General features: G+C 64.1%; 25 protein-coding genes. 13 read left to right on the top strand and 12 right to left on the bottom strand.

The window, feature by feature from the left end; genetic code table 11:
* Positions 1 to 209 precede the first annotated feature (209 nt).
* Positions 210 to 1,004, top strand: coding sequence for a M15 family metallopeptidase (locus WDC87_RS14275; RefSeq protein ID WP_252745311.1), 795 nt, complete (start codon positions 210 to 212; stop codon positions 1,002 to 1,004).
* Complete coding sequence (locus tag WDC87_RS14270) at positions 1,001 to 1,279, top strand: hypothetical protein (protein ID WP_111007670.1); 279 nt, start codon at positions 1,001 to 1,003, stop codon at positions 1,277 to 1,279. The genes WDC87_RS14275 and WDC87_RS14270 overlap by 4 nt, the downstream gene beginning before the upstream one ends.
* Positions 1,280 to 1,919: 640 nt before the next feature.
* On the opposite strand, the gene WDC87_RS14265 is transcribed toward WDC87_RS14270, so the two are convergent.
* From WDC87_RS14265 to WDC87_RS14255, 3 genes are all read right to left on the bottom strand, one after another.
* Complete coding sequence (locus WDC87_RS14265; protein ID WP_143592557.1) at positions 1,920 to 2,471, bottom strand: hypothetical protein; 552 nt, start codon at positions 2,469 to 2,471, stop codon at positions 1,920 to 1,922.
* Positions 2,472 to 2,806: 335 nt separating this feature from the next.
* The gene (locus WDC87_RS14260; RefSeq protein ID WP_301655204.1) at positions 2,807 to 5,560 is read right to left on the bottom strand and encodes a UvrD-helicase domain-containing protein; all 2,754 of its coding nucleotides are present in this window, start codon (positions 5,558 to 5,560) and stop codon (positions 2,807 to 2,809) included.
* A gap of 152 nt (positions 5,561 to 5,712) precedes the next feature.
* Positions 5,713 to 6,702 (bottom strand): MDR family oxidoreductase, encoded by a 990-nt coding sequence (locus WDC87_RS14255; RefSeq protein WP_252745309.1) that lies wholly within the window; start codon positions 6,700 to 6,702, stop codon positions 5,713 to 5,715.
* A gap of 101 nt (positions 6,703 to 6,803) precedes the next feature.
* On the opposite strand from WDC87_RS14255, the gene WDC87_RS14250 reads away from it, so the two are divergent.
* From WDC87_RS14250 to WDC87_RS14235, 4 genes are all read left to right on the top strand, one after another.
* Positions 6,804 to 7,151, top strand: coding sequence for a helix-turn-helix domain-containing protein (locus tag WDC87_RS14250; RefSeq protein ID WP_072168105.1), 348 nt, complete (start codon positions 6,804 to 6,806; stop codon positions 7,149 to 7,151).
* Between the two features lie 487 nt (positions 7,152 to 7,638).
* Entirely contained in the window at positions 7,639 to 8,046 is a 408-nt protein-coding gene (locus WDC87_RS14245) for a hypothetical protein (RefSeq protein WP_180883989.1), read from the top strand.
* 76 nt (positions 8,047 to 8,122) lie between these two features.
* Positions 8,123 to 8,986, top strand: coding sequence for a hypothetical protein (locus WDC87_RS14240; protein WP_252745308.1), 864 nt, complete (start codon positions 8,123 to 8,125; stop codon positions 8,984 to 8,986).
* Between the two features lie 31 nt (positions 8,987 to 9,017).
* On the top strand, positions 9,018 to 10,340 hold the full coding sequence (locus WDC87_RS14235; RefSeq protein WP_088497910.1) for an XVIPCD domain-containing protein: 1,323 nt from the start codon (positions 9,018 to 9,020) through the stop codon (positions 10,338 to 10,340).
* A gap of 50 nt (positions 10,341 to 10,390) precedes the next feature.
* Here WDC87_RS14235 and WDC87_RS14230 read toward each other — a convergent pair whose 3' ends face one another.
* Together WDC87_RS14230 and WDC87_RS14225 are read right to left on the bottom strand one after the other, a co-directional pair.
* Positions 10,391 to 12,532, bottom strand: a complete 2,142-nt coding sequence (locus WDC87_RS14230) for a TonB-dependent receptor (protein WP_252745307.1) — start codon at positions 12,530 to 12,532, stop codon at positions 10,391 to 10,393.
* A gap of 72 nt (positions 12,533 to 12,604) precedes the next feature.
* Positions 12,605 to 13,249, bottom strand: a complete 645-nt coding sequence (locus WDC87_RS14225; protein WP_072168101.1) for a TetR/AcrR family transcriptional regulator — start codon at positions 13,247 to 13,249, stop codon at positions 12,605 to 12,607.
* An 81-nt stretch (positions 13,250 to 13,330) separates the two neighbouring features.
* Between WDC87_RS14225 and WDC87_RS14220 the strand changes: the two genes are divergently transcribed.
* Positions 13,331 to 14,866, top strand: coding sequence for an FAD-dependent monooxygenase (locus WDC87_RS14220; RefSeq protein ID WP_252745306.1), 1,536 nt, complete (start codon positions 13,331 to 13,333; stop codon positions 14,864 to 14,866).
* Here WDC87_RS14220 and WDC87_RS14215 read toward each other — a convergent pair.
* From WDC87_RS14215 to WDC87_RS14185, 7 genes are all read right to left on the bottom strand, one after another.
* Positions 14,863 to 16,566 carry a PAS domain-containing sensor histidine kinase gene (locus WDC87_RS14215; protein ID WP_252745305.1) on the bottom strand — a complete coding sequence of 568 codons (1,704 nt, stop codon included), beginning with the start codon at positions 16,564 to 16,566 and terminating at the stop codon, positions 14,863 to 14,865. The two genes, WDC87_RS14220 and WDC87_RS14215, sit on opposite strands and share 4 nt — an antisense overlap.
* Before the next feature lie 185 nt (positions 16,567 to 16,751).
* Positions 16,752 to 16,934, bottom strand: coding sequence for a hypothetical protein (locus WDC87_RS14210; protein ID WP_336331306.1), 183 nt, complete (start codon positions 16,932 to 16,934; stop codon positions 16,752 to 16,754).
* A 10-nt stretch (positions 16,935 to 16,944) separates the two neighbouring features.
* Positions 16,945 to 17,193 (bottom strand): hypothetical protein, encoded by a 249-nt coding sequence (locus tag WDC87_RS14205; RefSeq protein ID WP_005417258.1) that lies wholly within the window; start codon positions 17,191 to 17,193, stop codon positions 16,945 to 16,947.
* Positions 17,194 to 17,306: 113 nt separating this feature from the next.
* Complete coding sequence (locus tag WDC87_RS14200; RefSeq protein ID WP_072168099.1) at positions 17,307 to 17,552, bottom strand: hypothetical protein; 246 nt, start codon at positions 17,550 to 17,552, stop codon at positions 17,307 to 17,309.
* A 124-nt stretch (positions 17,553 to 17,676) separates the two neighbouring features.
* A complete protein-coding gene (locus tag WDC87_RS14195; protein WP_072168098.1) occupies positions 17,677 to 17,946 on the bottom strand; it encodes a hypothetical protein in 270 nt (89 codons plus the stop codon).
* 143 nt (positions 17,947 to 18,089) lie between these two features.
* Entirely contained in the window at positions 18,090 to 19,301 is a 1,212-nt protein-coding gene (locus WDC87_RS14190) for an MFS transporter (RefSeq protein ID WP_005417252.1), read from the bottom strand.
* A 126-nt stretch (positions 19,302 to 19,427) separates the two neighbouring features.
* Positions 19,428 to 19,847, bottom strand: coding sequence for a phosphohydrolase (locus WDC87_RS14185; protein ID WP_188240847.1), 420 nt, complete (start codon positions 19,845 to 19,847; stop codon positions 19,428 to 19,430).
* Between the two features lie 130 nt (positions 19,848 to 19,977).
* Between WDC87_RS14185 and WDC87_RS14180 the strand changes: the two genes are divergently transcribed.
* The 6 genes from WDC87_RS14180 to WDC87_RS14155 all read left to right on the top strand — a co-directional run bounded on the left by WDC87_RS14180 (position 19,978) and on the right by WDC87_RS14155 (position 25,968).
* Complete coding sequence (locus WDC87_RS14180) at positions 19,978 to 20,235, top strand: hypothetical protein (RefSeq protein WP_005417248.1); 258 nt, start codon at positions 19,978 to 19,980, stop codon at positions 20,233 to 20,235.
* A 35-nt stretch (positions 20,236 to 20,270) separates the two neighbouring features.
* Positions 20,271 to 21,950, top strand: a complete 1,680-nt coding sequence (locus tag WDC87_RS14175; protein ID WP_061480696.1) for a type IV secretory system conjugative DNA transfer family protein — start codon at positions 20,271 to 20,273, stop codon at positions 21,948 to 21,950.
* 424 nt (positions 21,951 to 22,374) lie between these two features.
* Positions 22,375 to 22,821 carry a hypothetical protein gene (locus tag WDC87_RS14170; RefSeq protein ID WP_032954281.1) on the top strand — a complete coding sequence of 149 codons (447 nt, stop codon included), beginning with the start codon at positions 22,375 to 22,377 and terminating at the stop codon, positions 22,819 to 22,821.
* 89 nt (positions 22,822 to 22,910) lie between these two features.
* Positions 22,911 to 23,942 (top strand): type IV secretion system protein, encoded by a 1,032-nt coding sequence (locus WDC87_RS14165; protein WP_188240848.1) that lies wholly within the window; start codon positions 22,911 to 22,913, stop codon positions 23,940 to 23,942.
* On the top strand, positions 23,939 to 24,718 hold the full coding sequence (locus tag WDC87_RS14160) for a TrbG/VirB9 family P-type conjugative transfer protein (protein WP_252744522.1): 780 nt from the start codon (positions 23,939 to 23,941) through the stop codon (positions 24,716 to 24,718). Before WDC87_RS14165 ends, WDC87_RS14160 begins: the two co-directional genes overlap by 4 nt.
* Entirely contained in the window at positions 24,715 to 25,968 is a 1,254-nt protein-coding gene (locus tag WDC87_RS14155; RefSeq protein ID WP_188240849.1) for a TrbI/VirB10 family protein, read from the top strand. Before WDC87_RS14160 ends, WDC87_RS14155 begins: the two co-directional genes overlap by 4 nt.
* The last annotated feature ends 6 nt before the right edge of the window (positions 25,969 to 25,974 follow it).

The following is a 25,974-nucleotide window of genomic DNA, read 5'->3' as shown; positions in this document are numbered from 1 at the left end:
ACTACATCGAGATGTTCTACAACCCGATCCGCCGGCATGGTTCCGCTGGCGGCGTGTCACCGGTAGAGTTTGAAAGGCGCTACGCGCAGAGCGGCAACTGAGTGTCTACAGAACTCTGGCCGGTCCAAGATTCCGCAAGCCCCCCCTTGCGCGTTTTCGATTCTCCGCTTGCATGGGTGCATCGCTCATGTGAGTAAGGAGGCCTACTCATGTTTCAACGCTTGTTGCTCGCGCTCGCATTGGCCAGCGCCCCCATCCTGGTCCACGCTCACGTGCCAGCCACCGATTCCGTTGAGTTCCACGGGAAGAAGCCAGGGTTTTTCAAACGCCTGTTCCACCGTCACAAGGACGCCCCGCAGTGGGACGGTGTCCACCCTGAGCTTCGCTCAATGCTGGAACGGATCGCCTTGCAGATGAAGGGCGAGGGCTACGACCTGCGGCTGATGGAGGGCTACCGCTCGGAACAGCGCCAGGCCGCGCTGCTCGCCAGCCAAAAGGGCGTGACCCAGGTGGGGCCAGGCAGCAGTTGCCACAACCACGGTTGGGCCGCAGACATGGTCATCTACAAGCGTGGGCGCCCATCTTGGGACCTGAAGGACGAGCAGGTGCGGCAGGGCTACCAGCGCTTCGGTGAGCTGGCCCAGCAGGCGGGATTGAGGTGGGGTGGGGCTTGGAAGAGCTTCAAGGACATGCCCCATGTGGAGATGCGCAGCGAGTGCCTGCTAGCCATTCGTGGGGGATATCCCCCACGCCGATCAATGCAAACGGTGATTGCCAAGGCGGAGTCAGTGTCTGACCTACCGAGAGCACCTCGGTGGGCCTGGAGCGTCGATTCCGAGCTGGCGCCGGACTGGGCGTGCGAGTCCGTGCTTTGCAGTGCGTCTTGGGCGACGGTGAGCCGGCCATGGAGCTATGGCGTAAGGCCGCCGTTGAAAGGACTCCGTCCAGAACCGTTTGCTGAGGCGTCCTGTCCCATGGCCCCAATTGCCCTGAGGCACACATGAGGAAGCGGTCCACCGGATTGCTTCCCTTTTCGGCGGAGAGTGGGGGCGAACGGGTCATCTGCCCTGATCGCGCCGGTTTGGAGAAGATCGAGATTGGCGATCCCAAGGGCGGCAAAAACGGCTGGATCCGTTGCACCGCAAGGGGTATGCTCATCGCGGGCACATTCAAGGGCACCTCCCAGATTCGTGAAACCCAAGCCGTCCAAGGGGTGAGGGCACTTCTCAAGGAAGTCCCACTCTCTCCGCCAGTCTTTGCAAAAAGCTCCTGGAAATAGGGGCTTTTTCGCTTCTACAGCCTTAGCTGCCCGCCCGCTTACCCTTCCACCTGCAAAGGTCGATTCTGCGCGATCTGCTGCCGAACCCAGCCTTGCACCCCGGATTCTATCCAGAGGAAGTTGTCGCCTCGGCCAACAACAGGCGCAGCGCAATCTTCTCCCTGCAGCGACGGAGGCTGCGCCGAACCTTCTGCTCTACGAATTGACCGTCTGACGAAACAGGGCACCGCCCGGGCGTCGGCAAGCATCCGGGCAGTGCCCCAAAACAGGTGATCTCAGCACCTGACATGGCCGTCGCCCCTCGCCAGAGCGTCGGGATTGTCGTCAGGGTCTACGGTAATGGGGAACAGCAAGTGTCTACTCTGCGTTGGGTTGCTCAGCTGCTGCGCCTGTACGTACCAACGAATACTGATCTGAATGTGGATTCAGGGAGACTGCACAGCGCTGAGGGAACCTCTACCAGTAGCACACCGCTGCGGTATGCATCCTTCCATCGACGTGTTCACAGTTCGGGCATCACTTATCAGACACGCCACTTGCGCTGTGTGTGTGCCTTCGAATGGTGAGCTATATGGCTCGGTCACCGACGTTGTACATCTTCCATCATCGATGGAGAGCGTTGCCTTCATGTCTCCCGCGACTACACTCTTAAAAGCAACAGCGCCAGTGGATGTAAAATTTTTGCTACAGGATAGTACCCTTCGGGGGCGACAGCGTACAGATAGTCCGAGCTCCTGGCGGAGATTGGAGCATTGCTCGAAGAGGGGACATCAGCTTTGCTGTTTGTGCAGGACCAACTCCACACTGCCTCTCCGGAGATTGTGGTTGCCCCTCTTGAGGGGACAGAGTCTTTTGCTTCACACAGGGCCTGGTGATAGATCTTGGTTGCTTGACTTTGGTCGTCAAACCGATAGACAAGCCCGCCCTTTCCATCTCTGAACAGACGTTGCTCAACCATCACCGTACCGCCTTGGAAATCGGACGTCGGGATGGTTCGAACGATCCACTTCTTTCCATCGGAAGATTCAAGCTGGCGTTCATGAATCGCCGAGCTTTCACTGGCAATCGGATTGGCGGCCGCTAGTCCTGGCGCGACCGCAACGAGAATGGCGAGGGCGATCAAGGCCTTTCCAATCGGCTTCGATGATTTCTTTACAGTGTCCATACTTTTCCCTTGTTCGATTTGGCGCATCAGTCGAGCTGTTTTCGCAGCTGGCCAGTGACCTCCTGGACTCAAATGCCGAGAGACTTGGAGACACTGCCTACACCGATGCAGGGCTCGCTTGTGCGAGGTTGCTCGCATTTTGTGAAATTGGTTGGCATTTTAACTTTCCCGCGCTGATCGTAATCTTCGCTGGGTCGTGCCTATATTCTTGGCCCTAGTTTCATGGCGATACTGGGAGACAGCCGGCTGGGTGCGGTCACTCTCATCGCCATGCGCGAATGCCCAGGGAGAGGCATTTGTGTTTCTGACAGACGACGACCCCTGGATACTTGAGCTGCTGGCTCGCTGGTGAGGTCACGTGTTCATCCCCGACGCCCGCCCTTCGGCTTGTTATGGCACAACGGATAACTCGAGCACGACCGGAACGCCCCATGCGGCCCATTCCGGTCCACGAACACGCCCACCTTGCACACCGGGCAGCGCTCTTCTTGGATGGCTGTGCCTGAAATCGCGGTCACTTCCACGGCGCCATCCTTCACCAGCTCATCCAGGAATGGCGAGTGCTTGCCCTGCAGGGTGAACATCGCAACCGATCGTCGCGCCCGCGTCAGCGCGACATAGAACAGGCGCCGTTCTTCGCTCAGCGGATAGGTATCGCCGTCCGGCATTGCCAGCGAAAGCACCGGGTCATCCGCGCGCAGGCTCGGGAAGCTGCGGTTGATCATGCCCGGCAGGATCACGTAGTCCGCCTCGCGCCCCTTCGATCGATGTGCGGTCAGGAACTCGACGTCCATCGTGCTGCCAAAGGCCCCCTTCCAATCCGAAGGCATCGCGCTGCGGTCCGCGCGATACCGCCCCAGAACAAAGACCGTCACGCGCCCGTTGCGTCCCTGCGGCACCGTGCCTGACAACAGTTGCTGGTGCAGCTTCGCAAGGTATTGGCGAACGCCATCCTGCACCTCCTCACGCTGGTTCATCTGGAACGCCTGCAGCACCGGCCCCACTGCCGGCGTAGCCGAGCGCACAGTCTTGGCGATCTGCTCGGGGTTGCGGCTGATGAAGCGACTGGATACATCACACAGTGCCTGCGGGCAGCGGAACGTCTGCTTCAGTTTCAGCACCTGGCCATGGCCCATCCATTCGCGGAATCCGGTCATCACCGAAACGTCGGCGCCAGCGAAGCGATTGATCGATTGCCAGTCATCGCCCACCGCAAACAGATGGCGGCCCGGTTGGCTGACCAAGGCACGGCAGAGGCGCGCACGGGCGCGCGACGCGTCCTGGAATTCGTCGGCCATCACCAGTTCGTAGGGCGACTCATAGTGGCCCTGATCCAGCAGCCCGGCGGCCATGTTGAGCATGTCTTCGAAGTCGATGCTGCGCTCGTCAGCCAGTGCGTTGTCCCAAGCCTGGAAAACCGGCCCGGCGATCTCCAGGAAGCGCCGGTAGCGTTCCTTGAACTGATCCTCAGGCATCTGCCGCAGGCGTGCGGCCATGTCATCCAGCGTCAGGCAGTTGCTCTTGGCATGCGCAATGAAGGTGCGCATCAGGCCGATCAGGTCTGCATCCGGCATCGGCTTGGCGCCCTGGTCGGGCAGCTCGCGGTCCGGGTTCGGGTCGAGTTCGACACCAGCCGCACGCAGCCGCTCGGCTAGATCCTGCAGGGCCTGTCCACTGCGCAGGCCGAACGACGTCGTTTCCACCAGTGCGGTGCTGTGCGCCGCATGCTGCTGCCGCTTCCAGTGCATCCCTTCGCTGTAGTTGGCAAAGTGCTTTGGCGGCTGGCCATCGGCATCCAGCGCAAAGTGCTCGTGATACAGCTGGGCGTACGGATAGTAGAAGTCCGGACGATACTGGCGGTGGGTGTCCGTCGCGGTATCGAATTCGTAGCGCCGCTCGTAGTCGTACGCCACGCCGTTGTAGAACAGCCAGTCGGCGATGACGCACTCTTCCAGGCTCTTCACCCGCTCGCCCTGCAGGGTACGCATGTAGGGCGTGCCATCGCGGTCGTAACCATCGGCCATCATGTCGGCGCCGAACGGCGGAAGATCGCGCCCGAACACCAGGCGGAACATGTCCCACTGGGTGCGGAAGTGGGTCGAGCGGTCCTTCAGGTCGTCCACCAGTTCGGCCAGCTTGTTGAAGCCCAGCGTCGCGTCGACCGCCCATTCCGGGATATCCGGCTTGCGCCCTGTGGCTTTGGCGATGATGGACAGGCCCAGGGCGTGGAAGGTCCGCGCCTCCACCACGGTGTCGCCCATGCCGAGCCGGTCGAAGCATCGCTGCGCGCGCTCTTCCAGCTCCTTGGCGGCGTCCTTGTTGAAGGCGAGCATCACGATCCGTTCGGGCTCCATGAAGCCGCGATCGATGGCATAGGCGGCCTTGGCAACCATCGTGGAGGTCTTGCCAGAGCCGGCCGCGGCCACGACCTGCACGCGGTTGTCGAAGCAGATGACGGCGCGGGCCTGCTCCTCGGTCAGCGGCCTGCTCTCGACCCGGTCCAGGAAGGGCTTGGCCAGACCCAGTTCGCGGGTCGCCATTGCCTCATTGGCGTCCGCCCACAGGGCGGGCCAATCCAGCTGCCAGTCATGCAGTGCGTCCAGTGCCACGCGGTGGCGGTCCGAGTGCAGGTCGTCATGCACCTCCTCGTCGAGGAACAGCTGCTCCAGCTCGGCGGGCGGCAGGGGCAGGGACGGGCGGTCGGCCAGCAACGCCTGCTGCTGTTCGTACGTGATCCAGCGGCGGCCGGTGGTGCCTCGGTCGGTAAGCGCATCTGCCTCGGCCAGCCACGCCTGGATCTGCGCCAGAACGTGCTCAAACTGTGCCTTGCGCCCCCGCCTGGAGCGCGCGAAAAGCATGTGCTGCACGGCAGCGGCAAGCCCGGAGCCCTGGCTGTTCGGCAGCCCATCCACAGACAGTGCTTCGCCGCGCTCGGTCGTCAGTTCGACCCGGGACCAGAGTACGCCGCGAACGACCCGCACGCTGTGTTCGTTCGCTACATGCTGGCGGTACTGCCTGCCGTCGATCAAAAGCGCGACCTGTTCGCCATCCAGCCGCAACTGCCAGTCCGGCGAGCGGGTCACACGCTGGCCCCAGCCCGAGGGGCGCCATTCCATAGACATCCAGATACTGCCTTGCGTACGTCACCGGGCGTAAAGCGCCCTTGCCGCCCCATGATAAGGCGGCTTGGCGTGGCACGTTGCGTTTTTCCGGTCAGTCGCGCGCGTGAGCCAGCGATGGCATTGCACCCTCGCCGGCGCGACAGGCGTCAGGCGTTCACATCCACGACGATGCGGCCGCGCACCTTGCCGGGGATGATCTGCTCATAGACATCCAGCACCTCGGCGAGGCCGATCTGCTGCACGGTGCTTTCCAGCTTCTGCGGGTCCAGGTCGGTCGCAAGCCGATCCCAGGCGCGCTGGCGAACCTCTTGTGGAGCATTCACCGAATCCACGCCGGCCAGGGTCACGTTGCGCAGGATGAAGGGCAATACCGAGCCGTGCAGAGCGTCGCTCTGCGCCAGGCCGCACGCGGCCACGGCGCCGCGGTACTTGGTCTCGGCGATGGCGTTGACAAGGGTGGGGCCGCCGGCCACATCGACCACGCCTGCCCAGCGCTCGGCACTCAACGGCCGCTCGCGCGGGTCCGAAAGCTGCGCACGATCGATGATCTCGGCCGCACCCAGGTTGTGCAGATACTCGGCGTGCTCCGGGCGTCCGGTGGCGGCTACCACGCGATAGCCCAGCTTCGACAGGATCGCCACCGCGATCGAGCCGACGCCGCCATTGGCGCCGGTCACCAGCACATCGCCCTTGTCGGGCGTCACGCCGGCATGTTCCAGGGCCAGCACGCACAGCATGGCGGTGTAGCCCGCGGTGCCGATGGCCATGGCGTCGCGGGTGCTCAGGTTGCCGGGAATCCGGTTGAGCCATTCGCCCCGCACCCGGGCGCGCTGGGCCAGGCCACCGTGGTGGCCCATGCTCAGGTCCCAGCCATTGAGCACGACGCGGTCGCCTGGCTTGAAGTCGGCCCTGCTGGATTCCAGCACCACGCCTGCCAGATCGATGCCGGGAATAAGCGGGAATCTCCGGATGATCGGACTCTTGCCGGTGAGCGCAAGCGCATCCTTGTAGTTGAGCGTGGAGTACTCGACCTGCACCAGGACATCGCCGTCCATCAGGTCCGCCTCGTCGAAATCGACCAGCTCGGTCGAAAGCTGGTTGTTCGTCTTGCCGGTCAGCAGGGCTTTGAACGTCATGGATGGCCTCACATTGATGGAATGGGGCCATGCTAGGCTCGTGCCACTATTGCAACAAGAACGATGATTTTCCGTAGGTACTATGGTTTTCCGGAGTATGCATGCGTAGCAGGCGTTGGGATGGCAAGAGCGGGTGTGCGGTGGAAGTCACGCTGTCCGTGATCGGTGGCGTGTGGAAGCCGATCATTCTGTTTCACCTGATGACCCGCAAGCGACGTTTCATGGAATTGACCCGGCGGGTGCCCAACGCCACCCAGTCCATGCTCACCAGCCAGCTCCGTGAACTGGAAGCCGATGGCGTGGTGATCCGCCACGTGTATCCGGAAGTGCCGCCAAAGGTGGAATACGAGCTGTCCGAGTTCGGTCGCACGCTGGTGCCGGTGCTGCTGGCCATGCGCGAGTGGGGCGAGACCTACCGCGGCTATCAGAGCACCCAAGGCGATAGCTGAAGGCTGAGGGGCGTTGCGCCTGCCGCATGTGGGTTTCGCGAATGCCTACAGCCATCGGCGGGTCTTTGGCACCGCGACCGCGCATGTCGTATACGGCTGGATAGGGCGTCCGGAAAGTACGCGTCGATGGTAGTCGCCTGCTGGCGAAGAACGCCAGTCAATGGACAACTCGACATCCACTGACGCAACCAACGTAGCGACGTGATCGATCAGGATTTCCCTGCTTTCCACCGCCGGTTCAGGGCGGTAACCATGTCCGCGCCAAGGCATTCGCCGTGGCCGGGATTGGCGTCCCGAACTTACGTAGTACAAGGCGTCGTAGTTGCAACGTATGTTGCGATCACGACAATGCACCTTCTGTCAGTTCATGGCGGATGGTGCGTGGGGGTCTTAGGGCCCGTCGGCTTTCGTACTACGTATCCGGCACGCCAACCCGCACCGTCCGCCACCTTGCATCTGCAGGTGGCCACAACGTGAGGTTGCCGTCATGCCCGAACGTCTTCCCGACCATCCCCGCCTGCACGCGCTGCTGGGTGCCGCTGTACTTGATCTTCCCGCTGCCTTGGCCGAAACGCTGGAGGACGCGCTCCGCGAATCCGCCGAGTTCGTCACCCCATCGGCATTCTTTGCACACCTGAAAGGCCACGGCAGGAACCTGCGTGCCGATGGCGAGGCCTGGAGTGAAATGTGCCTGAGCCCCGGCCGCGCCTTCGACATGGCCCTGGCGACCCGAAGCATTTCGGGCATCACGGCGTTGACTGCGGTGCTGCACGCTGCGCATGTGGCGCGGGAGAGCGACGATCCCGCCTGCTGTCCCTCGGCAGCCGTGATCGAGGGCCTGTTCAACGCCTGCCAAGTGCTGTCACTGCAGGTAGAGCGCTGCCTGGTTCCATGAAGGGCTGCGATGCGGCTCCTGTTCCGTTGACGCCCGGCTCCTTATAGTGGCGCTGGAACCCTGCAATGGAATGCCCATGCACGTGATGTCCCCGAGCCGTTGCCTGACGCTTGCACTTGCCGTCGCGGTGAGTGCCGGCGCGTGTGCGCGGCCGCCGTCCACCGAACACGAAAGGAATTCCGCCATGTCCGGCGCAACGCAGACCGGCCGCACGATCAACGGTCACACCTATACCGATGCCCCCGTGGACGTGAAGCTGGGGCCGAACACTTTCCGCATCCCGGCCAACTACCTGGACAGCCAGATCGCACCGTGGCCGGGCGAGGGCGTGACGCTGGTCATCGAGTGGCCGGACATGACGCCGACGGCGCCGGGTGCGCGGGCCAATCCGCGTACGAATGATTTCCGGAAGGAGATTCCCATCCGGATCAACTATGTTGATCGCGTTCCCGTTGAAACACTGCTTTCAAGGCTGTCGTCAAATGAAGCCATCACGGAGGAGGGCTCTGTGGAAAGGGAGGATCCCAGGGACCGTCTCGATCAACGCGTTGCGCAGCCGGAAACCTTGGGCCTGACGCCCCATGCAATCGATGAGGCGAAGATGGTGGTGTACGCGAAGAAGTATGAGGCGCGGTACGGGAAGCCGCCTGTGCGCAATCCCGCCTACGAAAGAGACTGGTACATCGCACGTCAGAGCGACGGCCGGATCAGCTCATTCATCAAATGTGACGGCGAGGAATTCCGAGGCGACGGCGTGCGGCTGGAGGGGCGCGAGGTGATCAGTGAGCCAGGGGAAGTGGCCGCGGGCTGCGTTCATTACTTCGTGGACATCGACAACAAGCTGTCCGTCAGCCTGGACTACAAGAGAGCGTTTCTGAAAGACTGGAAGCGCATGGAAGAGGCCGTCAGGGACGTCATCGCGCGCACCCGGTCCAAGTGATCGGTGATTCAAGGAAGAGAAGGGGCAGGGTATGAGTGGATTGACAGAACGCGATCTGAGCGTCCTTGGCAGCTATGCCAGAGACGGCAACCGCGAGCTTTACTGGAACTACCTGTCGCAACTGCCGGGAGCCGATGGATACGGGACACTGGCACTGGGTGTTGTACGCAATGACAGCCTGCCGGGACGCGTCGCGAACGCGTATGCACAAAGCTACGCAAAGACCCAGCAGGACGAGGGATCCCGGTTTTCAAATGCACAGTTGACGGAGCGGCAATGGGAGTCCTTTGGGCAGACCCTGCTCGAAAGAGATCTTGAGTTGCGGCAGCAGTGGATGAACGAGCGCCGTCCAGACCTGGCACTGAATCTCCCCGGCAAGGATGTAATGCTGGCTCACGACCGGGCATTTGAACGGCATGAACTTGATCCTAACTGCTGGACGCCGCGCGTGTTGCTGCAAGCGGCTGAGCAGAAGAGCGGCCCCGAGAAGCTGGAACAGATCTGGACCAACATGCTCAACAATGACTACGCCGGAGGCCCGCGCGTAGGCAACACCAGTGTCGATGCCGTCAGCCAGATGGGATGGGTGAAGGGCGGCCAGTACCTCACCCGGTTGAGCGTGCTGGAAGCCACCCAGGCGCTGGAGGGCCGCTCAGCAGTCGATCCGAACGTCATCGGTGGCAACAGCTACTACGCGATGTACTTCGAAGCGGACAGGAAGTGGGCCAGTGTCAGCGCGGGCGGCGGCCACATCTCGATGCGGGAGATCACCGACCCCGCACGCATCGCCGAACTCAACGACACGCGCGAGGTCCGTCTGGAGCGCCAGGAAAAACGCACCCAGTTCCACCCGGACGACCCGTACCGGACCATCACCCGCAGCCCGCTGACCGCAGCCGTGGACGACGTGCCGGATCCCTCGCAGGCACCGACCCGCCTGGCCGACATTGGTCCGGGCCACCGCGACTACGCACTGATGCAGCAGGTGCGCGAAGGCGTGGCCGCGATCGATGCCAGCGCGGGACGTACCCACGATGAGAACAGCGAGCGCTTGGTGGCGAGCGTGATGGCATTGGCCCGTCGCAACCAGCTTGAACGGGCGGACCATGTCCTGCTGAGCGCGCAGACCGCCGAGCATCCGGCCGGCCGCAACGTGTTCGTGGTGCAGGGCGAGATGAGCGATCCCGCGCATCTGCGAGCCGTCATGCCTACCGATGTTGCGGTGCAGATGCCGGTTGAACAATCACTGCAGCAGATCGAAGCTGCCAGCCTTGAGCGCCAGCAGGCGGCCATGCAGCGCCAGCAGGATATCGATGTGCAGGCGCGCGAAAGTCACGCGATACGCATGGGGTGACCAGGCGAGCGCCGAGCCGGGCGTGGGCACGGCGCCACAGGAGCGGCTCGTCAGAAGCTGTAAGCCGCCTGCACATACACCCGCCGCGGCTCGCCCGGGAAATGCCCGTTGCGCTCGATGAAGCCGCTGGCCGCGTACACCTTGTCGAACAGGTTCTTGACGTTGGCCTGGAACTGCCACTGCTTCCACGTGGTCTTCCAGCTCATGTCGAATACCGTGTATGCCTTGACCGTCTGCCCATCCAGGCTGACACGCTCGCCCACATGGTCGGCGCCGAAGCCGATTGCCGAGTTGATCGAAGGCAGGTCGTAGCGCGTCCACAGGCCGAGCTTGTTGCGTGGCGCATTCGCGAAGCGGTCGCCGGAGGCATTGGTGATGCCGTTCGGTCCGGCGTCCTTCACCCGTGCGTCGTTGTAGGCGTAGGTCAGGTTCACCACCCAGCGCTCGGTCACGTCGGCCAGCAGGTCCAGTTCCATGCCCGTACTGCGTACCAGGCCCAGCGCGGCCAGCTGGTTCACGCCGTCCCGTACTTCACCGGTGGCCTGCACGATGTTGCTGCGGTCGATGCGGTAGGCCGCCATGTTCAGGGTCACACGGTCGGCCAGCAGGGACTTCAGGCCGACTTCCCATTGCCTGCTGCGCTCCGCGTCGAACGGTCCGCCGGCCGCCGGGTTCTGGTTGGTGGCACTCTGCGGCACGAAGCCGCTGGCGATGTTGGCATACAGGTTCACGCCGTCCCGGACGGTAAAGGTACTGCCCAGGCGCCAGCTGAGATCGTTGCCATCCACGCTGCCGCCACCCATGCGGTCCTCATCCTTGAAGCCATCCCAGCGCAGTCCGGCCAGCACGTGCCAGCGCGTGCCCAGCGCCAGCTCATCCTGCAGATAGCCGCCGTAGCGCTTGCTGCGGGTTGCGGTGCTGCGCCAGGGCAGGGCGGCCAGGTTGTAGTCATGCCAAGTGCTCGCGCCATAGACCGGGTTGAACAGGTCGATGCCGCGCACCGGGCCGGCGCCGCGTGCCAGGTCGGCACTGTTGGCGGTCTGCGCCGTGAAGTCGGCGTCGAGCTGGTACACGTCGGCGCCGAACAGCACCTTGTGTTCGATACGGCCGGTGTTGATCCGCCAGACGGCATTGCCGCTGGCGGTGAAGGCCTCGTTGTCGCGGATCTGGTTGCGCAGCTGGCGCGTCATCCATTCGGCTACGCCATCGCGGTCACGATCGATCAAGCCCATCGGTTCGTGGTACATCTGGTGCTCGTTGTTGCTGAACCAGCGTGCAGCAATGTCCACGTCCAGCGTATCGAGCGGTGCGAAGCGGTACTGCGCCAGTGCAACCCTGGCGCGCATGTCGAGGAAATCACTGGCCTCGTTGTGGTTCCATCGCCGGTCGGTCAGGAAGCTGCCGGCATCGTTCACCGGCACACCGCGCAGCCGGTTGCCGCCCAGGTTCTGGGTGATGTCGGTGAACTGCAGCACCAGTTCGCCGGTCTGGCCAACGTCGAAGGCCAGCGATGCATCGCCGATCACGCTTTCGCTGTCGGCGTTCCAGCGCACCCCCTGCTCGCTGTCGGCATACAGGCCGGCGCGATAGCGGATGCTGCCGCTGGCATTCAGCGGGCCGGTGCCTTCGATCGATCCGGCGCGGAAGTCCTTGTCGCCTGCCTGCAGCTCGATGCGGCGTTCGGCGCGCGCCTTGGGCTTGCGCGTCACGTAGTTGATGATGCCGCCCGCATCACCACCGCCGTACAGCGCACCGGCCGGGCCCTTCAGCACTTCCACGCGTTCGATGTTGAACAGCTGCGGCACCGAGAAGCCTGCATACGGATCGCCGCGCAGACCGTCGTAGAGCACGTTCTCCTGGCGGAAACCGCGCAGCGTGACGCCGGCATAGCTGAAGAAGCTGATGCCGCTGATGCTGCGGTACAGATCGGTGACCTGGCGCGCCGCCTGGTCGTCGATCAGCTCGCGTGGCACGACCTGGATCGACTGCGGTACCCGCTCCAGCGGAGTATCGGTGCGGGTGCCGACGGCTGCATCGTTGGCGCGATACAGGGTCTGCGCGCGGCCGCGGACTTCCACTTTGTCCAGGTCCTTCGGGGCGTCAGTGGAGGTCTCGGAAGCCAGTGCAGGTGTAGCCAGGGAGAGGGGCAGCGCCAGGCAGAGGGCGTGCTTGAGCGGGGTTGGAAGGGGCATGAGGGACGAGGCCGGGCTGCAAATGAGAAAGATTAGCATTTGCAGTGCTTCGAGGCCTATCCCCCGGGTGCACTATGGACGCGGGCCCGGGTCGGTATACGGAGTGCCGGCCAGGGCCACCAGCACGCCGGTCCCGCCGCGCACGATCAGCTGCAGCATCGCCTGGCGCGGATCCTCACCCTCCTGCTGGCTGGCCAGTCCTCCCTGATAGGCCGCCACCATCGACGCCAGCAGCATCGCCGCACCCAGGCGTGCCTCGGCATCATCCGCTGGCCGCCCGACCGCGCTTGCCATCAACAGCGTGAGGTCGTCGGCCAGCAGTGCCTGCAGCCGTCGCGCGTGCGCCACCAGCACCGGACTGTCGGCCACGGTGGCCCAGAAGGCCGCTGCACCGGCATTGATCCGCAACAGGGGATGGCCGCTGTCGAGCAGCTCCCTCACCAGCGACTGGAAGGCGGCCAGCGGCGTCATGCCGCGGCGCGCCGCCATGCCCTCGCGCAGCAACGCCCGCGCCTCCTCGTCGCGGTCGAATACCAGGTCCTCCTTGCTGGCGAAATAGTTGAAGACCGTCTTGCGCGAGACTCCGGCGGCCTCGGCGATCTCGGACATCGACACCGCCTCGAAGCCACGCCGGATGATCAGCGCGGTGGCGACATCGGAAATTGCCTGTCGGGTCTGTGCCTTGCGTTGCTCGCGACGGCCTTGGGGCGGGGTCATGGCGGTTGGCTTGTGTAAACGTACACCGAGTGTAACATTGTGCGCACCAGAGCGCCGGGCCGGCGCAGAGCGGGGATCCTGATGCTGTACGACGTTGTCATTGCCGGGGCCGGCCCGGTCGGCCTGTTCCTGTCCTGCGAGCTGGCCCAGGCCGGCTGTTCGGTCCTGCTGCTGGAGCAGGCTGAGTCGCCCGATTCAGCCCTGAAGCGCCTGCCCTTTGGCCTGCGCGGCTTGAACGCGCCCACGCTGGAAGCGCTGGATCGGCGCGGCCTGCTGGACGCGGTCGCGGCCCGCCAGGTGCTGAAGCCGGACAAGGGCGCACCGCCGCCCGGCACCGCCCATTGGCTGGCGCAACCGCGGCCGCTGGGAGGCCACTTCGCCGGCATTCCTTTCGCCCTGGATGACGTGGACGGCGGGCGCTGGCGTGATCGCCTGCCGACCCCGGTACCCACCCAGATGGCGGTGGAGCTGCAGTCGCTGGAGGCGGTGCTGGCCGAGCGCGCAGTGTCACTGGGTGTGCAGATCGAGCGGGGCTGTACGGTGCAGGCAGTGCAGGCACACGACGCACAGATGCAGGTGCAGACCGTTCGCGGGCTGATGCGGGGCCGCTGGCTGGTCGGTTGCGACGGCGCCCGCAGCACGGTACGCAAGCAATCGGGCTTCGTGTTCGCAGGGACCACGCCGGAGTTCACCGGGTACACGCTGCAGGTTGAACTGGCCGATCCGTCGGTGCTCACCCCGGGGCGTCAGTTCACCGAATACGGCATGTGCAATTTCAACCCGCCGGGCGTGCTGGCGCTGGCCGATTTCGACGGTGGCGCAGGCCACCGCGGGCCACTGGACCTGCACGCCGCCCAGGCGTTGCTGCGGCGGGTGTCCGGGCGGCAGGCAACGATCGCCGCGTTGCATCTGGCCACCACATGGACCGATGCCGGGCGCCAGGCCACGGCCTATCGCAGCGGCCGCGTGCTGTTGGCTGATGATGCGGCGCACATGCATTCGCCGCTGGGAGGTCAGGGCCTGAATCTCGGCATCGGCGATGCGATGAACCTGGGGTGGAAGCTGGCCGCCGTGGCGCGAGGCGACGCCGCCGAGACGCTGCTGGACAGCTATCAGGCTGAGCGTCATCCGATCGGCGCCCGGGTGCTCGACTGGTCGCGTGCGCAGGTGGCGTTGATGCGACCAGGCCCAGGGCAGCGCGCGCTGGCGGCGGTCTTCGCCGACCTGGCCGCGACCCGCGACGGTGCCACCTATCTCGCTGAGCGGCTGTGGGGCGTGGCACAACCAGCGGTGTTCAACGGCGAGCATCCGTGGGTTGGCCAAAGCGTGCCTGACGTCCAGCTGGCCAATGGCGATCGCATGGGGGAGCTGCTGCGCGCAGGGAAGGGCGTGCTGCTGGGGCTCGATACCGGCGTTTCACTCGGCCCGGTCTTTGCGCGCTGGCAACGCTCGGTTACCTGCGTGATATCCACGGCGCGCGATGCGATGGGACTGGGTGCGTTGCTGGTCCGCCCTGACGGTATCGTGGCCTGGGCCTGCGATGCCGGCGGCGATGCGTCGGGGCTGGCGCCCTCGCTGGAATGCTGGTTCGGTCCGCCGCGGGGAGCGACCGGCTAGGGCGATGCCACCACAGCCAGCGCGCGGCGCGCGGTCTCGGTCATCACCGAGGCCAGCTGCTTCAATGAGTACGGCTTGCGCAGCAGGGTGAAGCCATGGCCAGGATCCCGCGCCAGCAATTCGCTGTAGCCGCTGGTGAGGATCACCGGAAGCTCCGGGAAGCGGGCGCGGATGGCACGGGCCAGATCCAGGCCGTTCATGCCCGGCATTACCACGTCGCTGAACACCACATGGAAGCGCGAGGCATCCCGTTCCAGCTCGGCCAGGGCCTCGTCCGCATTGCGTGCAAGGACCACGCTGTAGTCGAGTTCGCGCAGGGCGCCCACCGCAAATTCGGCCACGTCGACGTTCTCTTCCACCACCAGCACGCAGACGCCATGCCCATGCTGCAGCCCCGATTGCGCCGCCGGCCGTTCCGTCGTTTCTCCTGCCTGCGCCAGCGGCAGGTACAGCGTAAAGCGGGTGCCGGCGCCGGCCTGGCTCTGCACGTCCACCTCGCCTTCTGACTGCTTGACGAAGCCGAATACCTGGCTGAGACCGAGTCCGGTCCCGGCGCCCACGCTCTTGGTGGTGAAGAAGGGCTCGAAAATGCGGTCAACCACCGCAGGGTCGATGCCCGCTCCGGTGTCGGTCACACTGATTGCGGCAAAGTCGCCCTTCATCGGCGCGGCGAAGCGCACCGAAGGCACGGCGGTTACCTGCTCCACCTGGATGGTCACCCTGCCGTGTCCCTCGATCGCATCGCGGGCATTGACCGCGATGTTGATCAATGCAGTGTCCAGCTGGGTCCGGTCCAGCAGTACCGGCATCGGTGTATCGGGCAATGTCAACGACACCTGGATGCGCGCGCCAAGTACCGTGGTGATGATATCCGAGAGCGCGTGCACGCTTTCGCAGAGGTCGAAGACCTCCGGCGACAGGCTCTGGCGACGCGAGAATGCAAGCAGTTGCGCGGTCAGCTTGGTGGCGCGGTCCGACGCTGTTGCAATGGCCTGGATGTAGCGGCGCCGGGTGTCGTCTGCCGGCCACGTGTGCAGGAGCATGTCTACCGAACCGGTGATGACCTGCAGCAGGTTGTTGAAGTCGTGGGCCACCCCGCCGGTGAGCTGGCCGATCGCCTCCAGCTTCTGCGACTGGCGCAGCTGCTCGCGGGCGCGCACCAGTTCCAGATGGGCCTCCCGCGCCTGCTCGGTGATCGCCGCGACCTGGCGGCTGTGCAGGTCGCGCTCGATCACCCGTTCGGTCTGTTCGCTGACCACGCACAGGATGCCGGCCACGCTGCCGCAGCCGACGCGCAGCGGCGAATAGGAGAACGTCCAGAATGTTTCACGCAGCGTGCCGTCGCGATCCATCATCAACGGGAGGTTCTTGAAGCTGCGGCTGGTGCCGGCGAAGGCATCGTTGACGGCCTGCACCACGTCCGGCCATACGTCCTCCCAGACATCCTCCAGGCGATTGCCCATCGCGCCGTGCAGTTTTTCCCCCAGCATGGGCAGGTACGCATCATTGAAGAAGAACGCCTTGTCTTCCTTGCCCCAGGCAAGCCACAGGGGTTCTGGCGAATCCAGGATCATCGCCAGCAACGTGCGAAGTTCGGCGGGTGCGCTTGCGGCAGTGGCCGAGCGGGCCCAGTCACTGTCCTGCAGCAGTCGGTAAGCGAGCTGATCAGGTGCAGAGACTGGCAGGGGAAAAGGATGCATGGCCGCCATTGGCGCAGGAAGGTGGCGCAGCATAGCCCAGCGCATGTCATGACGCTCTGCACACCGCCGACATGAAAGACCTCGCCACTTCGCCGCCGACGTGGCAGCGATGTACCCTTTGTTCCGCAGGTTGCCGCTATCGCGACGCAGCGCGAAGGGAGGCGACGCTGGCCTGAGCGGCGGGTCTAGCCCTCACGACCTGCCTGCGCGGTGAGCGCATCCCGGCCAGCCTCGGTGAGATCGATATCCCCGTCCTCTGCCTGTACAGCCCATCCGGCGGTCACCGCCCACGTTGCGGCATCACCGCGCACCGGTTCTGCAGCGGCGATGGCCTGGAGTATTTTCCGCTGTTCCACAGTCATTGCCACGTTGCGGTCCTCAGATACCCAGCAACGACGCCGGTTGCCAGTCCGACAGCCGGGCATGGCTGACCGGTTGATGGCAGCCGCACCCGTCGCAGCGGAACAATGCTCCACCTGGCAAGTGCACCAGATTGTCCTCACTGGCCGAACTGGTCGATGTGCAATGCCGGCAGGTGACCGTGAGCGCGGTGATGCGCTGCACGCCCCCTGACAGATCGAACACGGCCTCGAACGCGCGAATGACAGGGTGGGCAGTGTCCGGCATCTGAATCTCGACAGGGTGGGGAGACCCCATCGTCGCGCGCCGGTTGTGATGGGCCAGTCAGCCAGGTGCATGGACATGATCAAGACAGCCGCGGCAACCGGCAGCGCTCCATTTCAGAGATCCTTTTTCTTTCCGCTCAGGTCCAGCGGCTTGTCACTGCCGCCGCGCTCGCTCGACCACACTTCCACACCCTTGTTGCAACGGCTCTCGCGGGCAGCGACCTCGCGTGGCAGATCCTTCAGATGGGGTGACTCCTGGCAGGCCGGATGCATGGCACTGTCGTCGTAGGTGGCGCAGGCGCTGAGCGACGCCAGAGCGATGGCAGTGAGGGTGGCGCGGAATGAAGGCTGCAGGTTCATGGGATGGCCTCGGGTAATGCCAGGATGGCCATGGAATTCAAATCCGTGACGCCGGGCATGCACAATCGGACCCGTTGCACTTGTTATTCTGTAACAAATGCGCGATAGTCCGGCCCCTGCTGGGTCAGGCGATGCAGATCATCAGCACCATGCACAGCGCCACCATCAGCACGAACACACGACGGCTCAGCGCCAGGCAGGCCAGATAGGCTGCGAGCGCCCACGCAGCCAGCAGTGCACAGGCCACCACCCACAGCCCGATCCCCATCATCGAACCGGCTGCCAACGCGGACAAGGCAATGGCCTTGGACAACGCCACCCCCAGCACGCTGCCCAGCATGCCGGCCTGCAAGGCGATGGCATCGTGGCGGGCAGGGGCGCGAGGGTGGTGCATTGCGGGTCCGGTGCAGGCCGAGAAAACGGCGTCGGCTGCACTGTGCCCAAATGCACATCCACGAAATGTGTTCATCGCGCGTCAGGAGCGCGACAAAAACCGCGCAGTCGACCGATGGACCTGTGGATGCGGTCGTCCGTTCTTCAGTGGTTGCCGGCGGCGACGGTCTTGCGCTTCCTGTCCAGCATCACCGCCACGCACCACAGCAGCAGGCCGCCGATCGCGGTGGCTGCACCGACATAGCCGGTGCTGGCCGGGCTGAAGCCGGCGCTGATCGCCATGCCGCCCAGCCACGGGCCGAGTGCGTTGGCGGTATTGAAGGCGGCGTGATTGGAGGCGGCCGCCAGCGTCTGCGCTTCGCCGGCCACATCCATCAGTCGCGTCTGCAGCACCGCCGCCAGCGCACCCATGGTGCCGACCGTGATGATCATCGGGCCGATGGTCCACACCGACTGCGCGGCCAGCGGATACAGCAGCAGCATCACGATCGACCACAGCAGCACCACGGCGGCGGCCTTGAAGTGGAACTTGTCCACCAGCCAGCCACCGGCGATGTTGCCGATGATCGCGCCGATGCCGAACACGCCTACTGCCAGCGGCATCCACGATTCGGCCACGCCGGTGACCTGCACGAGGGTGGGTGCGAGGTAGGTGAACACGCAGAACATGCCGGCGAAGCCGACCGCACCGATTGCCAGCGCCAGCCACACCTGGGGAGTGTTGAAGGCGCGCAGTTCGCGCATCGGCGAGGTACGCACTTCGTCCGGGTCCGGCAGCAGGAAGCGCGCGATCATCGCCACCGTGGCAATGGCCAGCACGCTGACCAGGGCAAAGGCGGTGCGCCAGCTCAACTGCTGGCCCAGCCAGGTGGTCAACGGATTGCCGACCAGGATCGCGATCGACAGGCCCAGCAGCACCCGCGACATCGCCTGGCCGCGCTGGCCGGCAGGACTGATCGCAGCCGCCACCAGCATCGCAACGCCGAAGTAGGCGCCGTGCGGCAGGCCGGCGACGAAGCGTGCCACCAGCATCGTGCCGTAATTGGGTGCCAGCGCGCTGGCCAGGTTGCCGATCGCGTAGAAGCCCATCAGCGCCAGCAGCAGCTTGCGGCGCGGGAAGCTGGCACCCACGAAGGCGAGGATCGGGGCGCCGACCACCACGCCGATGGCGTAGGCGCTGATCAGGTGCCCGACCTGGGTTTCGGAAATCGACAGGCCGCGGCTGATCTCCAGCATCAGGCCCATGCTGGCGAACTCGCTGGTGCCGATGGCGAAGCCACCCAGTGACAGGGCGAGGATGATCAGGGTGCGCTGACGTGGCGTCAGCCGCGCAGCCAGGGAAGAGTTGGGGCTCATGCGGGGGCGCGATGGGGCGGGGAGCCGTCCATTGTACTGCTGCACTGCAGCAGGAGCAGCAGCACTCAGGGTAAATCAGCGTTTGATCGGTGACACGCCGGCCCTCCGCGCCACCTAGCGGCCGGCTCAGATGCCCAGCGCCGCCCGGGCATGAGCGTATTTGTCGCGAAGGCGCCCTGCCGTGGTTCCGTCCAGCATCGCCAGCCGCTGTGGATCGGCGTTGTCATCCAGATCGGCGCGCTTCACTTTGAGTGCCAGCGGGTGGGCGGCAACGCGCGCGTAGTAGCTGTCCGCGTCGGGTGCTGCATCGCGGTTGAGCAGTTGCACCGCCTCGCGCAGCGGTGCGGGAAATACCTCGATCCGTGCGGCAAACGCCGGGCAGTCCTCGGCCACGTCATGCAGCCAGGCCACCACTTCGGCGTCATCGTCGCCGCGCACCGCAGCCGCCACCCGCGCCACATGGCCGATGTAAGGCTGGCCGGCCTTGTCGATCTGCCCCGCGTGGGCCTCGGTGGCCAGCGTGCGGGCAAGTGCTACCCAGTCCATTGCAGTCTCCTTGGATATCCGCGCACAGTTTCGCGCAAACGCCGCAGCGGTTGTGGATGCGCCCATGACGCTGCCACGGGCATGATGGCGAGGCAGGGGACGCAGTGCTGCCCCGACAAGGAGGAGTGAGATGCAGGAATTCAGGCATGTGCTGGAAACCCGTGGGCGCTATCAGCTGGTAGCGGTGTCCTACGAGCCGGTGTACGCTCCCGGCGACGTGGTCGGCCATGCGGTCGTCGCCGACGATGGGGATCGTCTGACCGACCTGATATCACTGGCCGAAGCGCGCCAACGCTTGCTGCAACTGGTGCGTGAAGAGGGCGAGGAGCCCGGGCTGGAAAACGAGAACCACCTGCGGAAGAAGGCGTCGCGCTGGCGCCACCGCTAGGCCGTCGCGCCGCGTGCGCATCATGGAGGATTCGGGTGTTGCCCAGTAAGAAGTATCTGCTCATCGCCATCATCACGCTGGCGACCCTGCTGCTCGGTTTCGTGTTTTCTGGCTATCTGACCCTGCTGTTCCTAGGGCTGGACACCCAGCTGTTCACCTGGAACACCTACTACCAGTACGTCCACGCCATCGGCCAACCGCAGGTCGCGCCCTTCGTGGGCAAGATCAAATGGGCGGGCTACGTGGGCTTCGGCCTGCCCCTGCTGGTGCTGCTGGTGGCCGGCCTGGTGCTGCTGCTGAAGAAGGACAAGCGCTCGCTGCACGGCGATGCGCGCTTTGCCACCGGCGCCGACCTGGCCAAGCACGGCATGTTCAAGAAGACCGGCCAGAGCATCGTGGTCGGCAGCCATGGCGGCAAGCTGGTGCGCCTGGATGGCCAGCAGTTCGTGATCCTGGCCGCGCCGACCCGCTCGGGCAAGGGCGTGGGCGTGGTCATCCCGAACCTGCTGGAGTACGGCGAATCACTGGTCGTGCTGGACATCAAGCAGGAGAACTTCGACCTGACCAGTGGCTGGCGCGCCAGCCAGGGCCAGGAAATCTATCTGTTCAATCCCTTCGCCGAGGACCGGCGCACGCACCGCTGGAACCCGCTCAGCTACGTCTCCGATGATCCGGCCTTCCGGGTGTCGGACCTGATGAGCATCGCCGCGATGCTGTATCCGGACGGGGCCGAGGACCAGAAATTCTGGGTCAGCCAGGCGCGCAACGCGTTCATGGCGTTCACCCTGTATCTGTTCGAGAACTGGGACGACGAGCGCAGTAGCGGTTTCCCGGGCGGCGCCGGCACGCCCACGCTCGGTGCGGTGTACCGTCTGTCCTCCGGCGACGGCACCGACCTGAAGAAGTACCTCAAGACCCTGTCGGAGCGGCCGTTCCTCAGCGCCAACGCACGTTCGGCATTCGCCAACATGCTGTCCCAGGCTGACGAGACTTTCGCCTCGATCCTGGGCACCTTCAAGGAACCGCTCAATCCCTGGATCAATCCGGTGCTGGACAAGGCCACCAGCTGCAACGACTTCCTGCTGACTGATGTCCGCAAGAAGAAGATGACCATCTATATCGGCATCCAGCCGAACAAGCTGGCCGAGAGCCGGCTGATCATCAACCTGTTCTTCAGCCAGCTGATCAACCTCAACACCAAGGAACTGCCCAAGTCCAACCCGGACCTGAAGTACCAGTGCCTGCTGCTGATGGACGAATTCACCTCGATCGGCAAAGTGGAGATCATCGCCTCGGCGGTGTCCTACATGGCTGGCTACAACATCCGCCTGCTGCCGATCATCCAGAGCATGTCCCAGCTCGACGCCACCTACGGCCGGGAAGTGTCACGCACCATCATCACCAACCATGCCCTGCAGATCCTGTACGCGCCGCGTGAGCAACAGGATGCCAATGACTATTCGGACATGCTGGGCTACACCACGGTGCGCAAGAAGAACGTCACCCATGCCCGCGAGAAGACCCACAACTTCACCGAGGAACGGCGCGCGCTGATGCTGCCGCAGGAGCTGAAGGCAATGGGGCCGGACATGGAGGTGTTCCTGTATGAGGGCATACCGCATCCGGTGAAGTGCGACAAGATCCGCTACTACAAGGACCGCTACTTCACTTCGAGGCTGCTGCCGAAGGTGGACGTTCCGATGCTGAATGTCTAATTCACGACGCTTAATTTGTGAATTTGATTCGAAGTTAAGAATGTGAATTCGTGATTTCGGTCAAGAATTTGGCATTTGTTCATAGATTTTCAGACTTGTCTGACATGGAATTGACGCGTGGTTGTGCGACCCTGTGTCTGTCGTCCAGAAGTGTGTGCTGGATGTCAAAGATGTAGCAGCAGGGTGGCCAGGAGTTTGTGCCATGGAAACAAGGATGGTTTCGACGTTGGTGAGGTATGCGGATGTGTTGTCGGCTGCGCCGATGGCCCCGCGACCTGGTTGGCAGCCTTTGGGCTGCAGGGGAGCCGGAGTGGGTGCGCTGCACACAGCGTGTCCCTCCGATTCCGGCGTGCGCGATGCAGCGCCGGACGACCAGGGGACCAATGCTCGGGACTGCTTTTTCGTACGTCAAAGTGAAGCCCGTATGAATCAGGCGTTTATCGCGAAAATGTCCATCGCCGCAGTGGCGGCGCTGATGGTGGCCGGTTGCGCCACCAAGTCCGCTCCGGATTTCGGAGGCCGCTGGAAGCCGGTCAACCGCTTTGCTGCGACGACGACCGAAATTCCGCTGTACTCCAGCTACGTCTACCAGGCCTCGCCGATGGATGGCACGCTCAAAGCCATGCTCGAGCGTTGGGCCAAGGATTCCGGGCGCACGCTGGACTACCGCCTCAGCTCGGATTTCACCCTGTATGGCGCGGTCTCGAACATCGACACCACCAACGCACAGCAGGCCGTGATCGATCTGACCGCAGCCTATGCAGCGCAGGGCATCTCCGTCTCCATCGTTGGCAACCAGATCGTTGTGCAGAGCGCTGGCTCGACGCCGACCGCGTCGGCGCAGGGCGCTGATTCCAACAGCGGCACCTGAGTCCACCTCGAAATCATCGAACGTGCCGCTCCCCGCGCCTGTCGCAGGGGTGCCACGCCCATTGATGTTTCAGCAGTACGGAAGAATCCATGTTCCGCAAGAAGGATCCCGGCAATAGTCCCAAGGTCGAGCAGTCGGTCGCCAAGGCGGTCAGCTACGAGATCACCGTGGCCGACATGGCACGCCGCAGCGAGCGGCGCGCATGGTGGGTCGCCACAGGCTCGTTGCTGATGTCGCTCGCACTGGCGGGCGGCTACTACTACATGCTGCCGCTGAAGGAGAAGGTGCCGTTCCTGGTGATGGCCGATGCCTACACGGGTACCGCGACCGTCGCGCGCCTGAGTGGCACGTTCCAGGGCGAGACGATCACCACCAACGAAGCGATCAATCGCAGCAACGTCGCCCAGTACGTGCTCGCGCGCGAATCGTATGACTCGGCGGTGATGGGCCTGCGTGACTGGGAACTGGTGTTCGTGATGTCCAGTGATGCCGTCGCCGCAAGCATGAAGCAGCGCTATGCCAGCAACAATCCGCAGAATCCGTTCGTGATGTACGGCCGGGGCAAGGCTATCAGGGTCAAGATCCTCAGCATCACCCCGCTGGGCGTGCAGGCGAACGGCAGCTTCCGTGGCGCGTCCGTGCGCATCCAGCGCAGCCTGCTCGACAAGCGCAGCGGTGCATCGACCTATCTGGACAACCAGCTGGTCACCATGCGCTTCCAGTACAACCAGAATCTGGCGCTCTCCGAACAGGACCGCGTGCTCAATCCATTGGCGTTCCAGGTCACGGAGTACCGTGTCGACAACGACTATGCGCGCGGCGTGCCCGTGCCGGATGACGGTGCCATGCAGCAGCAGGCCCAGGATGCTGCGCAACAGGCACAGCTCGCTGCACAACAGGCGCAGGGCATGTACGTTCCGAACAATCCGAGCGCAGCCACCATGATCGATCCCGCCACCGGTCAGCCTGTCGCAGTGCCGGCCAATGGGCAGATGCAGCCAATGCAGGGTGCGCCCATGCAGGGGCAGCCGATGCCGGGGCAGGGCGCGCCGGGACAGCCGGCAATGATGCCGGCACCGAACCATTCCACCGGAAATGCTGATGGAGCAAGCAACCGATGAGTAGTCGAAAAATCAGGGTAAGCGCGTGGGCGCTGCTGTCGTTGCTGTCGCTGGTGTTTTCCAGCGCGGCGATGGCACAGGCAGTTGACCACTACGAGTATGAGAAGGACCGCATCTACCCGGTTCGCACCGGCCTGGGCCTCACCACCCAGATCGAGCTGAGCCCGAACGAGAAGATCCTCGACTACAGCACCGGCTTCAGCAGCGGCTGGGAACTCACCCGTCGCGAGAACGTGTTCTACCTCAAGCCGAAGAACGTCGATGTCGACACCAACATGATGGTGCGTACCGAGACCCATTCGTACATTTTCGAGCTGAAGGTCGTTGCCACCGACTGGCGCCAGCTTGAGCAGGCCCGTCGCGCCGGCGTGCAGTACAAGATCGCATTCGTCTATCCGAATGACACTGTGTTCGGCCCTGCCCAGTCGGCGGTCGAGGAGGAGGCGCAGCCGCTGCTCAGTACCGAGCTGGCCAAGGATCGCCAATACAACTTCAACTACTCCTATTCGACCAGCAAGGCCAAGAAGATGGGATGGCTGGTCCCGGTCAACGCCTACGACGATGGCCGTTTCACCTATCTGAAACTGCCCAACTCGCCCGAGTACAAGACCGGTATCTTCCCGGCCGTATTCGGTCGCGAGAAGGAGTATGGCGAGGATTTCGTGGTCAACACCACGGTTGAGGGCAATACGCTGATCGTGCACGGGACGTACCCGTACCTGGTCATCCGCCACGGCGACTTCGTCGTCGGCCTGCGAAGGAACGTGAAGAAATGAGCCAGCAGAACACTCCCGAAAACGATCCGAATCCGTCTCCGTACGGACAGGGGCCTGCGGCTCAGGAGCCACCGGCGAACCCTTACTACGGGCACGCGCAGGCAGAGGCGGCGCCGGATCTGGATGCCAGTGCCCCACAGCTTCGCTCTGCGGAAGAGCAGCGCTTGAACCGCAAGGCGCTGTTGTTCCTCGGCGGCATCCTGGTGTTGTTGCTGGCCATGGGCTTCCTGCTGCTGCGCAAGGGCAAGGAAGACACTGAAGAAGCCAAGGCGCCGCCGCAGGTTGCACGTTCGAGCACCCCCGACCTGCCGATCATTGCACCCTCCGCGATTCGCGAGGCCGCCCGGGAAGCCGCCGAGCCCATTCCGATGCTGCCGCCACCGCCGCAGGAAACGATGGGCCCGACGTTCATTCCTCGTGCCGAACCCGAGCGCGAGGTCGAGCGTGGCCCGAGTCTGCTGGATCGCCGCATTGCCGGTAGTGGTGGCGCAGGCGTGGGCACGGGCGACGCTGGCGGCCAAGCCGCAGCAGGGGACAACGACGATCCCTACATGCAGGCCACGTTGGCTGCGCTGCAGGCGCAGAACGGCAATGCTCCGCCGGCCAAGGTGCGCCGCGGGCCTGATGTGGAGGATGTGTCCAATGCTTCCTACATCCGGAGCCCCGACGCACTGCTGGTGCGTGGCACCTATCTGCGTTGTGTACTCGAGACCCGCATCATCACCGATCTTGCAGGTTATACGTCGTGCCTGTTGACCGAACCGGTCTACTCGATCAACGGCCGCAGCCTGCTGCTGCCCAAGGGGTCCAAGATCTATGGTGCGTACGGTGGCGGTCCCAAGGGCAAGCGCGTGGAAGTGATCTGGGATCGCATCACCACGCCCAATGGCATCGACGTGGCCATGTCCAGCCCGGGCGTGGATCAGCTGGGTGGTGCCGGTCATCCTGGCCAGTACAGCGCGCACTGGGGTAGTCGCATTGCATCGGCGTTGATGATCAGCCTGATCGCCGACGCCTTCAAGTACGCCGCAGCCGAGCATGGCCCAGAGTCGACGACGGTTTCCAGCAATGGTTTCGCCGTTCGTTCGCCTTATGAAAGCGCCACCGCGCGCACGATGGAGCGTCTCGCCAACGAAGCCCTGACCAGTTCGAATCGCCCGCCGACTGTAACCATCAACCAGGGCACCATCGTGAACGTCTACGTCGCAAAGGACGTTGACTTCACCAACGTGCTCAACCCGCGCCGGTAACCCGAA

This window comes from Stenotrophomonas maltophilia group sp. Smal12 (assembly GCF_037079935.1).
GTDB lineage: Bacteria > Pseudomonadota > Gammaproteobacteria > Xanthomonadales > Xanthomonadaceae > Stenotrophomonas > Stenotrophomonas sepilia.
The sequence above is the reverse complement of the archived record's forward strand: the minus strand, read 5'-3'. Positions and strand labels throughout refer to the sequence as shown.